At 70.9% G+C, this 12,749-nt stretch carries 11 protein-coding genes and 1 pseudogene; 7 read left to right on the plus strand and 5 right to left on the minus strand.

Features of this window, described 5'->3' with window-relative positions; translation table 11 throughout:
• Window positions 1–24 precede the first annotated feature (24 nt).
• The 7 genes and pseudogenes from KME79_RS08805 to KME79_RS08830 all read left to right on the plus strand — a co-directional run bounded on the left by KME79_RS08805 (window position 25) and on the right by KME79_RS08830 (window position 7,073).
• The gene (locus KME79_RS08805; protein ID WP_148034272.1) at window positions 25–954 is read left to right on the plus strand and encodes a LysR family transcriptional regulator; all 930 of its coding nucleotides are present in this window, start codon (window positions 25–27) and stop codon (window positions 952–954) included.
• 31 nt (window positions 955–985) lie between these two features.
• Entirely contained in the window at window positions 986–2,116 is a 1,131-nt protein-coding gene (locus KME79_RS08810; RefSeq protein WP_219544014.1) for a PP2C family protein-serine/threonine phosphatase, read from the plus strand.
• Window positions 2,113–3,267 (plus strand): sensor histidine kinase, encoded by a 1,155-nt coding sequence (locus tag KME79_RS08815; protein ID WP_219544015.1) that lies wholly within the window; start codon window positions 2,113–2,115, stop codon window positions 3,265–3,267. Before KME79_RS08810 ends, KME79_RS08815 begins: the two co-directional genes overlap by 4 nt.
• A gap of 13 nt (window positions 3,268–3,280) precedes the next feature.
• Window positions 3,281–3,430 (plus strand): annotated as a pseudogene (locus KME79_RS44625) (response regulator); the annotation flags it as partial.
• 191 nt (window positions 3,431–3,621) lie between these two features.
• Window positions 3,622–4,410 (plus strand): succinate dehydrogenase subunit SdhC, encoded by a 789-nt coding sequence (gene sdhC / locus KME79_RS08820; RefSeq protein WP_148029213.1) that lies wholly within the window; start codon window positions 3,622–3,624, stop codon window positions 4,408–4,410.
• A 12-nt stretch (window positions 4,411–4,422) separates the two neighbouring features.
• Entirely contained in the window at window positions 4,423–6,324 is a 1,902-nt protein-coding gene (locus tag KME79_RS08825) for a fumarate reductase/succinate dehydrogenase flavoprotein subunit (protein ID WP_372452410.1), read from the plus strand.
• On the plus strand, window positions 6,321–7,073 hold the full coding sequence (locus tag KME79_RS08830; protein ID WP_148029212.1) for a succinate dehydrogenase/fumarate reductase iron-sulfur subunit: 753 nt from the start codon (window positions 6,321–6,323) through the stop codon (window positions 7,071–7,073). Before KME79_RS08825 ends, KME79_RS08830 begins: the two co-directional genes overlap by 4 nt.
• A gap of 257 nt (window positions 7,074–7,330) precedes the next feature.
• On the opposite strand, the gene KME79_RS08835 is transcribed toward KME79_RS08830, so the two are convergent.
• The 5 genes from KME79_RS08835 to KME79_RS08855 form a co-directional block, all read right to left on the minus strand.
• Complete coding sequence (locus KME79_RS08835; protein WP_219544016.1) at window positions 7,331–8,701, minus strand: hypothetical protein; 1,371 nt, start codon at window positions 8,699–8,701, stop codon at window positions 7,331–7,333.
• A gap of 73 nt (window positions 8,702–8,774) precedes the next feature.
• The gene (locus KME79_RS08840) at window positions 8,775–10,577 is read right to left on the minus strand and encodes a hypothetical protein (protein ID WP_219544017.1); all 1,803 of its coding nucleotides are present in this window, start codon (window positions 10,575–10,577) and stop codon (window positions 8,775–8,777) included.
• Between the two features lie 65 nt (window positions 10,578–10,642).
• Window positions 10,643–11,038, minus strand: coding sequence for a (deoxy)nucleoside triphosphate pyrophosphohydrolase (locus KME79_RS08845; RefSeq protein WP_148029209.1), 396 nt, complete (start codon window positions 11,036–11,038; stop codon window positions 10,643–10,645).
• A complete protein-coding gene (locus KME79_RS08850) occupies window positions 11,035–12,126 on the minus strand; it encodes a C40 family peptidase (protein WP_308248846.1) in 1,092 nt (363 codons plus the stop codon). The genes KME79_RS08845 and KME79_RS08850 overlap by 4 nt, the downstream gene beginning before the upstream one ends.
• A complete protein-coding gene (locus KME79_RS08855) occupies window positions 12,123–12,749 on the minus strand; it encodes a hypothetical protein (RefSeq protein WP_148029208.1) in 627 nt (208 codons plus the stop codon). Before KME79_RS08855 ends, KME79_RS08850 begins: the two co-directional genes overlap by 4 nt.

Below are 12,749 nucleotides of genomic sequence, written 5' to 3' on the forward strand. Positions count from 1 at the left end.
CTGGCCGGTTGCGAGGAAAATCACATGCAGTTCCAGCAGTTGGCGTACTTCGTCACCGTGTCCGAGACCAGGCACTTCACCCACGCGGCTGAGCGGATGCGGGTCGCGCAGCCGTCGCTCAGCAAGCAGATCAAGGCGCTGGAGCACGAGCTGGGCGCGCCGCTGTTCTCCCGGGCGCGCGGCAACGTCACGCTGACCCCGGCCGGGGAGGCGCTGCTGCCGCTGGCCCGCCGGATGCTGGCCGACGCCGACACCGCCAGGCAGGCGGTCGCCGAGCTGGCCGGGCTGCGCCGGGGCCAGGTGCGGCTGGGCGCGACGCCCTCGCTCTGCGCGGGGCTCATGGCCGACGCCCTGGCCCGCTTCCATCACTCGTACCCGGGGATCGGCCTGCTGGTCGAGGAGGGCGGCTCGCGCGACCTGGTGCGCGCGCTGGCGCGCGGCCAGCTCGACATGTCGCTGATCATCATGCCGCTGCAGCACGACGACCCGTCGCTGGTGACGGAGGAGATCCTGCGCGAGAACCTGGTCGTGGCCTCGCCCGCCGCCGAGCGGCCGCGCAAGCCGTACCTGCGCATCGACGAGCTGCGCGGCAGGCCGCTGGTGATGTTCAGGACCGGCTACGACCTGCGCGACGCGACGCTGGCGGCCTGCCGGCAGGCCGGGTTCGAGCCCCGGTTCGCGGTCCAGGGCGGTGAGATGGACGCGGTGCTGCGGTTCGTGGAGGCAGGGCTGGGCGTGGCCGTGGTGCCGTCGATGGTGCTCGACGGGCGGCCGGGGCTGGCCGGCACGCCGCTGGCGCCGCCCGGGCTGAGCCGGACCATCGCGCTGGCGCACCGCAAGGACGTGGAACCGATCAGGGCCGCGCAGGCGTTCCGGGCGACGCTTCTCTCTTACGTGATCGAAGCAGGGCAGGAAGGCACCCTTCCACAAGGGGTCGAGCTCATCGCAGAATGAGCAGCACGGCCCCAACCCGCGGAAGGCGTGCGTGACCACGACTCTGGACGAAACGCTGACGCTGCTCCTGGTGGAGGACGACGCGGGAGACGCGTTCCTCGTGGAGGAGTTGCTGATGCAGGCCGAGGCGCCGCCCAGGATCACCTGGGTGCGGAGCCTGGAGGAGACGAAGGCCCAGCTCGGCCCGCAGATCCAGTGCGTGCTCGTCGACCTCTCGCTGCCCGACGCGACCGGCCTGGAGGCGCTGGAGCACGTGCTGGACCTGGCGCCGCACGCCGCGGTGCTGGTGCTGACGGGGTTACGCGACGTTCACGTCGGGGTCGCGGCGGTGCAGGCGGGCGCCCAGGACTACCTGGTGAAGCAGGACGTCGACGCCCGGCTGCTGGCCAGGGCCATCCGCTACGCCATGGAGCGCAAGCGCGCCGACCTGGCCCAGCGCCGGCTGGTGGAGGCGGAGCTGACCGCCAAGGAGAACGCCCGCCTGGAGAACGGCCTGCTGCCCGTGCCGCTGCTGCGCACCCGCGAGCTGCGCCACGCCACCCGCTACCTGCCCGGCTCGCAGGGGCAGCGGCTGGCCGGCGACTTCCTGGACACGGTGCAGACGCCCGACGGCTCGGTCCACGTGATCGTCGGCGATGTGTGCGGCCACGGGCCCGACGAGGCCGCGCTCGGGGTGGCGCTGCGCATCGCCTGGCGCACCCTCGTCCTCGCCGGGCAGACCGGCGACCTGCTGCTGCGCACGCTCGACACGCTGCTGCGGGCCGAGCGCAGGGCCCCGGAGATCTTCACCACGCTCTGCATGGCCACGATCGCGCCCGACCTGGCGAGCGCCCGGATGCGGGTGGCCGGCCACCCGCCCCCGGTGCTGGTGCGCGACGGGGTGGTCGAGGTCGTCGAGGGCGCGCCGTCCGGCCCGCCGCTCGGCATCTTCCCGGACGCCCAGTGGGCGGTGCTCGACGTGCCGCTGGGCGAGCGCTGGTCGATGATGCTCTACACCGACGGGCTGATCGAGGCCGCCGTCGGCGGCGAGTTGCTCGGCGTGGAGGGGCTCGTCGAGCTGGTACGGCTGCACGGCGCGATCGACATCGACCGGCTCATCGGCGAGGTCGGGACTCTCAAGGACGATCTGGCGGCCGTGATCGTCAGCAGGGGCGAGACATGAGCATCAATCCGCTTCCCCCCGCCAAGCCGCCGACCGGCGTCGGCAGGGTGCCGATAGCGCGCTGGTTCGTCTTCGCCGGGGCGGCCACCGCGGTGGCGTTCCTGGCCGGCGTGGCGCTCATCATGCTGATGATCGCCCAGGCGCGCGAGCTGGCTCCTGAGCCTGAGGTGGCCGCGCAGATCGACCGGCTCAACGTCGCGCTCGTGGTGCTGTTCGTGGTGATCCTGGTCGCCGGCGTGGCGCTGGCGTTCATCGTGCGCTTCACCGTGCTCGACCCCATCGCCCGGCTGACCGAGCAGGTGCGCACGGTCGCGGGCGGCGACTTCGACCACCGGCTCGGCGTCGAGCGGCCCGCGGAGCTGGCCGAGCTGTCGAGCCACATCGACTCCATGCGCAGGCGCATCCTGGCGGCCTGGCGCACCGCCTCCGACCAGGCCGACGAGCTGCGCCGCTCCAACGGCGAGCTGGAGCAGTTCGCGTACGTGGCCAGCCACGACCTCCAGGAGCCGCTGCGCAAGGTGGCGAGCTTCACCCAGATGCTGGAGCAGCGGTACGAGAACGAGCTGGACGATCGGGCCAGGCAGTACATCCACTACGCGGTGGACGGCGCCAAGCGCATGCAGCTGCTCATCAACGACCTGCTCGACTTCTCCCGCGTGGGCCGGGTGGGCGGCGAGAAGGCGCCCATGGACAGCGGCGTGGCGGTGCGGTCGGCGCTGGACAACCTGTCGGCGGCCATCGAGGACGCCGGGGCCACGGTCACCACGGGCGAGCTGCCCCGGGTGACGGGCAGCCCCAGCCAGCTCACCCAGCTGTTCCAGAACCTCATCGAGAACGCGGTCAAGTTCCGCGGCGACGAGCCGCCGCGGGTCCGGATCGAGGCGGTCGAGAGAGACGGCATGTGGGAGTTCAGCTGCTCCGACAACGGCATCGGCGTCGATCCCAAGTACGCCGACCGCATTTTCCTGATCTTCCAGCGGCTGCATCCGCGCGACGTCTACGCCGGCACCGGCATCGGCCTGGCGCTCTGCCGCAAGATCGTCGACTATCACGGCGGCCGGCTCTGGCTCGACGGCGACTCGGGCGAGACCGGCGGCCGCGGCACCACGTTCCGCTGGACGCTGCCCGCCGCCGGTGACGACGATGCCTGACTGGCGGCCTGTCGAGGAGGACGTCGTCCGGAGTTACCGGCTGCACGCCAATGCATACGTGGCTAAACCCGTAGATTTTGGGCAATTCATAAGGGTTGTCCGTCAAATCGATAACTTTTTTGTGACTGTGGTGAAGTTGCCTTACCAGGGACAGCGCCCCTGACGGGATACGTGACAGGAATCACAGCGTGAGCAGGAGAAAGTGAGTGACCGTCCTCACAAATCGCGATGCGCTCGTCGTAACGTATGCCACACCAACTGCGCGCCCGCGCGGCATAGTCACCGCCGAACGCGCCTAGAAGAACGACCCGGACCCCAGGCGTGCGGGGTCCGCGGGAGGTGGAGAGGTCCGCGATGACCCAGACGACGCCCGATGCCCCAGCGAGAAAGCAGCGTGCCCAGGTCAAGGTGCGCACGCTGCGCACCGACCGGTGGTGGCTCACCCCGCTGCTGGTATTCCTCGGGCTCAGCTCATTTCTGATCTACGGTGTGTGGGCGATCCTCGACACGAGCAACTTCGCCGAACCCTACATCGCCCCCTTCGCCGCACCCTGTCTGACCACGCAGGAGGTCTGTGACGGCGCGCGGCTGTTCGGGTGGGCGCCCGTCGGCGACTGGTACGCGCTCCCGCCGGGGCTGCTGATCCTCGGCCTGCCGGGCGGGTTCCGGCTGACGTGCTACTACTACCGCAAGTCCTACTACCGCTCGTTCTGGCTGTCGCCCGCCGCGTGCGCGGTGCAGGAGCCGCACGGGAAGTACACCGGTGAGACCCGCTTCCCGCTGATCATGCAGAACATCCACCGCTACTTCTTCTACTTCGCGCTCCTGATCGGCGCCATCCTCACCTACGACGCCGTGCTGGCCGTCGTGCACAAGCCGATCGGCCTCGGCAGCTGGATCCTGATGCTCAACGCCGTGCTCATCCTCGGCTACACGCTCGGCTGCCACTCCTGCCGTCACATCACCGCGGGCCGGCTCAACCACTTCTCCCGTCACCCGCTCCGCTACCGGGCCTGGACCTTCGTCTCCAAGCTCAACGCCAAGCACCAGCAGTGGGCGTGGGCCTCGATGTTCTCCGTCATGGGCGCCGACCTCTACGTCCGCCTGGTGGCCAAGGGCATCATCGCCTTCCCGTTCGCGTAAGGATCAGTTCAAGTGGATAACTCGATCAACATCGAGCGTCACGAGTACGACGTGGTCGTCATCGGCGCGGGAGGCGCCGGGCTGCGTGCCGCCATCGAGGCCCGCCAGCAGGGCAAGCGCACGGCGATCGTGTGCAAGTCGCTGTTCGGCAAGGCCCACACCGTCATGGCCGAGGGCGGGGCCGCCGCCGCGATGGGGAACGTCAACTCCGACGACAACTGGATGGTGCACTTCCGCGACACCATGCGGGGCGGCAAGTTCCTCAACAACTGGCGGATGGCCGAGCTGCACGCGAAGGAGGCGCCGGACCGGGTCTGGGAGCTGGAGGCCTGGGGAGCGCTCTTCGACCGCACCAAGGACGGCAAGATCAGCCAGCGCAACTTCGGCGGCCACGAGTATCCCCGCCTGGCGCACGTCGGCGACCGCACCGGCCTGGAGATGATCCGCACGCTCCAGCAGCGCGTCGTGGCCCTCCAGCAGGAGGACCACGAGCAGCACGGCGACTACGAGGCCTACATCAAGGTCTTCCAGGAATGTACGGTCACGCGCCTGCTCAAGGACGGCGACCGGATCTCCGGGGCGTTCGGCTACTGGCGCGAGACCGGCAGCTTCGTCCTCTTCGACGCGCCCGCCGTGGTGCTGGCCACCGGCGGCATCGGCAAGTCCTACGTGGTCACCTCGAACTCCTGGGAGTACACCGGTGACGGTCACGCCCTGGCCCTGCTGGCCGGCGCGAACCTCATCAACATGGAGTTCATCCAGTTCCACCCCACCGGGATGGTCTGGCCGCCCTCCGTGCGCGGCATCCTCGTCACCGAGTCGGTCCGCGGCGACGGCGGCGTGCTGCGCAACTCCGAGGGCGAGCGTTTCATGTTCAAGTACATCCCCGAGGTGTTCAAGGACAAGTACGCCACCACCGAGGAGGAGGGCGACCGCTGGTACACCGACCAGGCCAACAACCGCCGGCCTCCGGAGCTGCTCCCCCGTGACGAGGTGGCCAGGGCCATCAACGCCGAGGTGAAGGCGGGCCGCGGGTCACCGCAGGGCGGCGTCTACCTGGACGTGTCCACCCGCCTCCCGGCCGAGGAGATCAAGCGGCGGCTGCCGTCGATGCACCACCAGTTCAAGGAGCTGGCCGACGTCGACATCACCGCCGAGCCCATGCAGGTGGGCCCGACCTGCCACTACATCATGGGCGGCGTCGAGGTCGACGCCGACACCGGCGGCGCGTCCGTACCCGGGCTGTTCGCGGCCGGCGAGGTGTCCGGCGGCATGCACGGCTCCAACCGGCTCGGCGGCAACTCGCTGTCGGACCTGCTGGTGTTCGGCCGGCGCGCGGGCGCCGGCGCCGCGGCCTACGTGGACGCGCTGCCCGCCCGGCCCAAGGTGGCCCAGGAGCAGGTGGACGCGGCCCGCACCGAGGCGCTGGCGCCGCTCGAGCGCTCCAGCGGCGAGAACCCGTACGAAGTGCACCACGAGCTCCAGCGGACCATGAACGAGCTGGCCGGCATCATCCGCAAGGCCGAGGAGCTCACCGAGGCGCTGGAGGTCGTGGAGAAGCTCAAGGAGCGCGTGCAGCTCGTCGGCGCGGGCGGCTCGCGCATCTACAACCCCGGCTGGCACCTCGCGCTCGACCTGCGCAACATGGTCCTCGTGTCGGAGTGCGTGGCCAAGGCCGCGCTGATGCGCGAGGAGAGCCGCGGCGGCCACACCCGCGACGACCACCCGGGCATGCGGCCGGAGTGGCGGCGCAAGCTGCTGGTCTGCTCCACCGAGGACGGCGGGTCCATCACGGTCGAAGAACAGGAGCAGCCCGCGATGCGGGACGACCTGATCACTCTGTTCGACCGCGACGAGCTGAGCAAGTACCTCACCGACGACGAGATGGACGAGTTCGACAGGATCGCGAAATGAGTTACAAGGCGAAGTTCAGGATCTGGCGCGGTGAGAGCGGCGAGGGCAAGCTCGAGGACTTCACCGTCGAGGTGAACGAAGGCGAGGTCGTCCTCGACATCATCCACCGGCTCCAGGCGACCCAGGCCCCCGACCTGGCCGTGCGCTGGAACTGCAAGGCCGGCAAGTGCGGCTCCTGCTCGGTGGAGATCAACGGCAAGCCGCGGCTGAGCTGCATGACCCGCATGTCGACCTTCGCCGAGGACGAGACGATCACGGTGACCCCGATGCGGACCTTCCCCGTCATCAAGGACCTCGTCACCGACGTCTCGTACAACTACCAGAAGGCCAGGGAGGTGCCGTCCTTCACGCCCCCGGAGGGCGTGCGGCCGGGCGAGTACCGGATGCAGCAGGTCGATGTCGAGCGGTCCCAGGAGTTCCGCAAGTGCATCGAGTGCTTCATGTGCAACAACGTCTGCCACGTGGTCCGCGACCACGAGGAGAACAAGCCGGCCTTCTCCGGGCCCCGGTTCCTGATGCGGATCGCCGAGCTCGACATGCACCCGTACGACGTCGCGGACCGCAAGGAGTCGGCCCAGGAGGACCACGGGCTCGGCTACTGCAACATCACCAAGTGCTGCACCGAGGTGTGCCCCGAGCACATCAAGATCACGGACAACGCGCTGATCCCGATGAAGGAGCGCGTCGCGGACCGCAAGTACGACCCGCTGGTCTGGCTCGGCAGCAAGATCTTCAAACGCGCCAAGTAACACCCTCGGAAACGCGGCGGGCCCTCGTTCCCGCCGCGTTTCCCATCCCCAGCACCGTCCTACCGGCAGTTGCCCGGAACACGCCGTACCCGCTGGGAACAGGCGCTCCGCCGGGAACGAGCCGCGCTCACCACGAACAACCCCTGCGCCGGAAACACGGCCTGTTCACGGCGAACGAGCCCCCACCGAGAACACTCCTCGCTGGCGAGAACGGACACGCTCGGCCCGGAACGCGCAGTGCTCGCCGCAGGCGGGTGTCAGCGGGGGTGGCGTCCGCGCTCGTCCGGACCGTGATCGTCGTCGGGGAAGCGCTGCACGATCGTACGGTCGAGGTCGGACGGCGGGTTGCCTGTCGTCCGCGGGCCGAACCAGGGCTCGGAGTCGCCGGACTCGGCAGCCGAGGCCGGGCCCAGAGGCCGATCCGGGGTGTCCTCGTACGGGGCCGCGCCGCCCGGCGGGATGTCGGAGGACGGCGGCTCCGGCGCGATCAGCGGCTCGAACGGCGCCCGGAGCTGCTCCCTCTCCGCCTCACCCGGCTGGTGACCATACGATTCCCTGGTCGCCTCACCCGGCTGGTGCCCCGACGAGTCCCTGCCCGCCTCACCCGGCTGCCGACCGTACGCGTCCTCGCCCGGCTGGTGACCCGACGACGGCGGCTCGCCCGGCTGGTGACTGTACGAGCCGTACTGGTCGGGAGCCAGGACGACCGGACCCTGCTCGGGCATGGGGGCGGGCGCGGTGTGGGGGGCGTTCGGGTCGTGGTAGACCGCGCCGTACTGGACCTGCCCGCTCGGGAACGTCTGGACGGGCACGAAGCTGATGATCGGCGCGTACGCGGTGCCGCCAGGGTAGCCGGGGGCCGCGACGCCCGCGGTGGCGTAGCCGGGCCCCGCCGGGTAGCCCTCGGCCTGGTGCGGGTACGGGCCGGGCTGCTGAGGATAGGCCCCGGGGTAGGCCCCGGCCTGCGGACCGGCCTTGCGCACGGCCGCGGCGTGAGCCATCCGGCGCAGCCGCCCCTCGAAGATCAGCACCGCGAACAACGCCAGCAGCACCATGATCAGCGCCGGGATGCTGAGCCGCTGGGTGAGACTGCGCTGGTCGTACTCCGGCGCCGCGTTGCGCACCTCCAACTGCACCGTGTCGGTCTCGACAGAGGCGGCGTCGGTGGAGAGCGCGGGTGTCGGGGTGTCGGTGCCGGCCACGGTGGGCATCTGCACCGACTCTTCGGCCGACGACGTGACGGGGTCCGGCACCTCCTGCGGCGTCTCCTCCGGCAGTTGCTGCGGCGGCGGGGCCGCCGACTGCGTGACCGGCGCAGGGTCGGGGGCCTTGGTCGTCTTGGTCTTCGTCGGCTCGGGAGCCTTGGTCGTCTTGGTGGGCTTCGCGGTGACCGTCTTGGTGATCGTGGTCTCGGGCTGCTCCGGCTCCGGGGTCGGGGTCGGGAGCGTGGTGGTGATCGTCACGGTGGTCTGCGGCGGGCACTCCTGCCCGACGTCACACGGCTCCACCGGGTCCAGCGCCGTAGCCGAAGCCGTCGCGCCCGCACCGACGAACGGGATGACCCCGATGCCGGTTAACCCGATAGCGAGCACCATGGCGGAGACGGCCGTCGCTCGTTTGCGTGCCACCTGTGCCCTCCGCGATTGGCGAATCCACGGTCAAGGGAATACTAGTCGGGTCAAAGGAACAGTAAAGACGGATCTAGAATACCTTTCTCCGCATACGCCGGGCCTGTGCCTTGGCGACCGCCCAAAGTCCCACGAGCAACACCCCGATCCCGCCCGCCACGTACGGCAACCCGCCGACCCCGGCCAGCGGATTCGTCCTCTCCGCGGCTCGTACACTCACCTGCGCCCCGTCGACGGTCCTCGGCAGCGGCGCCCCGGGAACCACCTCCTGCGCGGCCTCGACCGGCGGCGGAGCCACCTCGGGCAGCTTCACCTCGCCATGCTGATGCGTCCGATCCGGAGCCGCGGGCCACTCGCCCGCCCCGTCCTCCAGCGAAGGCTCCTCAAGCTCGGCCCCCCACCCGTGCTCCTCCCGGCCCTTACCGGCCTCACGCCCGCGCTCCTCCGCGCCCTTACCAGCCTCACGCCCGCGCTCCTCCGCGCCCTTACCGATCTCACGCCCGTACTCTTCCGCGCCCTTACCGGCCTCACGCCCGTGCTCCTCCTGGCCCCTCCCCGCCTCACGCCCGCGCTCTCCCCAGCCCTTACCGGCCCGCCCGTGCTCTTCCCGGGCCTTACCGGCCTCAGGCCGTCCGGACCGGTCACGCGACTCCACCGCCTTCGCACCGCCCCGCTGGTCCCCAGGCTGACGCGCCGACTCGGCGTCGTTCACCCGGCCAGACTCGACCGGACGGCCCAGGTCCCCGAGTTCACGCGCCGACTCCGCGCCAGGCGCCCCCCGGCCAGGCCCTTGCTCACCTCGCCCGGCCGCGCGATCCTCCCGAGCCCCAGGCTGACGCGCCGGCCCGGCCATATGCGCTCGATCCGGCTCCGCCGCGCGGCCCAAGCCCTCGGGAGCGCGCGCCGACTCGTCGTCAGGCACCTCCCAGCCGATCTCCCACGCACCTCGCCCGGCCGCGCCATCTTCCCCGCCCTCAGGCTGACGCGCCGACCCGGCGTCACGCGCTCCACCGAACTCGGCCGCGCGACCGAAACCCTCGCGGTCACGCATGCGACCAGGCTCGGCCACGCGACCCTCGCGGTCACGCACGTGACCCTCGCGGTCACGCGCCGACCTCTCCCGGCCAGTCCCCCGCTCAGGTCGCCAGGCCGCGCGGTCCTCCCCATACTCGGGCCGGCGCGCCGACTCGGCGGCGCGCATCCGCCGCCGGTCGCCGGGCCACTCCTGCCACGTCTCGCGCCGCGCGCGCTCGCCCGCCTCCCAGTGGCCGAACTCCCGCTCTTCGACGGCGCGCGGGTCCCGCGACTCATCCCACGGGTCCGGGACGGGGGCCGCGGGGCCGTTCATGGTGGAGGATTCTTCGGCGGCGGAAGTGGTGGCGGTGCGCAGGATGGTCGTCAGGCCGCCGTCCCCCTCACGCAGCCGGGCCACCGCCGCCACCTCCACCTCCTCGGCGCCCGACGGCACGGACAGCACCACCTGTACGGCCTTCTCCGACGAGACGTCCCCCAAGTGGCACGCCTGCGCCCCGGGCACCGCCACCCCATCGGGCGCGGTCAGCGCGCGGGCGGCCAGCGCCCGAGCGGTGATCTCCGCGCCCCCGGGGTCGGGCGTGTCGGGTGGAGGGACATGACGAGCACAGGACAGCCCGGTGAGCGAGTGCACGGGCGTCGCCGCCACCGCCAGGCTCGCGTCCTCGGCCATGCCGCTCAGCCGCACCTCGTACCGGAGCACGTCGCCCGTCCTGATCCACCTGACCATGCCGGCGGGATCATCCACCCGTTCCAGCACCATGGCCACGCCCGCCGCTGCCGCGGGCACGACCGGGGCCGCCACCAGGGCCAGGACCCCGGCCACCATCCAGCCACGGTTCATCGTGACGCCTCCCCCGACGTGACGAAATAACGCTTAGTAATCGTTATGTCACTGAGAGCGACGTCTCAATCCTGTGCGAGGAGTTTCTCCACCGCCTCCATCAGAGGCAGGTCCGCCGCCAGCCAGGCCACGTCGTAGTACTCCCCGGGTTCCAGCCACCGCAACGCCAGGTGCTCACGGGCCTGCGGCGTGCCCGAGGCGACGCGGGCCAGCCAGGCGCGCATCACGTAGCCGCCGGTGGACAGCGGCCAGTCGCCGCCCACCCGCTCGCCCACCTCGATCTCCACGCCGAGCTCCTCGCGGCACTCCCGGACGAGGGCCTCGATCTCGCCCTCCCCGGGATCCACCTTCCCGCCGGGGAACTCCCACCCGCCCATCAGCGCCGGCGGCTCGGCCCGCTGCGCGGCCAGCACCCGCCCGCCCGGCCCGACGATCACCGCGGCCACCACGATCACCGTCATAGCGCGGGATCCCCCAGCTTGGCGAGCTGGCCCTGCACGTCGGGGTTCTGCAGCGGCCGGGTGAAGCCCACGATCTTGTCGCGGCCCTCGTAACTGGTCACCTTGATCGGCCCGCACAGGCGGCAGCGCGCCTCCACCATCTTGCCCTTCGACACGACCAGCCCGACGTGCCCCGGCCGATCCGGTCCCGTGCCCGGCCCCGAGTCGAAGAACACCAGGTCGCCCGGCTGCTCGTCGCCCTGCTGGATCTTCACTCCGAACGGCCACTGCCCGAACGTGGTGCGCGGGATCGACAGCCCCGCGTGCCGGTACGCGGCGTAGATGATGCCCGAGCAGTCGAACGCGTCCGGCCCGGTGCCGCCCCAGAGGTACGGCTTGCCCCGCTGGTCCAGCGCGAAGCCGAGAATCTTGGCCACCACGTCGCTGGGCGCGGCCTCGACCAGCGGCTCGTCACACGCGTCGTCAGCCTCCGGCGGCACCTCGACCTCCCCGGACTCGGCGTACTTGCGGGCGATCTCCTCGACCTGGTCGACGTACCACCAGGCGCGGTTGTAGACGAACAGCGCCCGCCGCACGTTCTCCGGGGCGCCGTTGCGCTTGAGCATCTTGGCCGCCCCGAGGATCGCGTCGGCCGGGTTGTAGACGTCGCCGACGCCGTCACCGTCGCCGTCGGAGGCGTAGCCGTTGAACCGCGACGACACCGGGATCCTGGCCCTGCCGCCCCACGTGCTGATCAGGAACTGCATCGGCCCGGCCGCCCCGGCGTAGTTGGTGCCGCTCTTCACCCCCGGCAGGGTGGACCGGCCGTGATCGGTCTCACGCTTGCCCACGGCGGCCAGGATCGTCCACTGGACCCCTAATTTCTCCCCGTGCTCCTTGTACAGCTTCAGGTATTCGGACGGGATGTCGGCGGCGGCCGAGTCGGACGCCTCCTGCACGCCGGCGCCGTCGTCGGTGCAGTCGGGCAGTTCGCCGCCGGAGCCGATGATCGAGGGGATCGAGGTCATCAGCATCGGCGAGATGATGGCCAGGAGCAGCACGAGCACCCCGGCGACGACGGCCGCGACGACGGCCCGGGTCCGGTTCACCCCTGGGTGTCCCCCTCCTGGCCCTCGCTGGCCGGCTGGAGGTCGAACACGCGCCAGTCGGAGCCGAGCTGGCTGACCGTGACCGCGTAGTCCCCTGACAGTTGCCGGGTGCCGCTCTTCGCGGTGATCTGCTGCGTTCCGGAGACCACGAACACGATGGACGCCTTCTCGATCTGCCTGATTTCCCGGAGTTTCGCCGTGGCCGTGGAGACCACCTGGTCGGCGCGGTTCTGCTCCACGGTGCCGGGCGAGGTGAGGGTACGGGCGAGCACGTTGCCCAGGTCGGCCGTGGTGTAGCGGCGCACCCGGGCCGCGTACGCGGCCGGATCCTCGTCATGGCGGAACGTCGCGTACTCGGCCGTGAACCGCTCGGCCAGATCGGCGGCGGCGGCCAGTTGCTCCTTCGACATGGGCAGGTAGGCGTAGACGTCGAACGGCGCGCCGCTGGCGGTCGCCAGCGGCGTGGCCGGGATGACGGGCGAGGTGGTGATACGGGGCGCGGCCCGCTCCTCGGCGGCGGGCTCGCGGGAGTCCGGCCACATGGTCAGGTAGAGGCCGACGGCGGCGACCACCACCACGATGGCGGCGAAGACCAGCCCTCGCCTGTCACCCGGCTGCGCCAC

Source organism: Nonomuraea harbinensis (assembly GCF_019396385.1).
Classification (GTDB): domain Bacteria; phylum Actinomycetota; class Actinomycetes; order Streptosporangiales; family Streptosporangiaceae; genus Nonomuraea; species Nonomuraea ferruginea.

Excerpts from the sequence above, each read along its gene's own strand:
- KME79_RS08805 (WP_148034272.1), top strand. The coding sequence starts at position 25 with ATGCAGTTCCAGCAGTTGGCGTACTTCGTCACCGTGTCCGAGACCAGG.
- KME79_RS08815 (WP_219544015.1), top strand. The coding sequence starts at position 2,113 with ATGAGCATCAATCCGCTTCCCCCCGCCAAGCCGCCGACCGGCGTCGGC.
- sdhC (WP_148029213.1), top strand. The coding sequence starts at position 3,622 with ATGACCCAGACGACGCCCGATGCCCCAGCGAGAAAGCAGCGTGCCCAG.
- KME79_RS08830 (WP_148029212.1), top strand. The coding sequence starts at position 6,321 with ATGAGTTACAAGGCGAAGTTCAGGATCTGGCGCGGTGAGAGCGGCGAG.
- KME79_RS08840 (WP_219544017.1), bottom strand. The coding sequence starts at position 10,577 with ATGAACCGTGGCTGGATGGTGGCCGGGGTCCTGGCCCTGGTGGCGGCC.
- KME79_RS08845 (WP_148029209.1), bottom strand. The coding sequence starts at position 11,038 with ATGACGGTGATCGTGGTGGCCGCGGTGATCGTCGGGCCGGGCGGGCGG.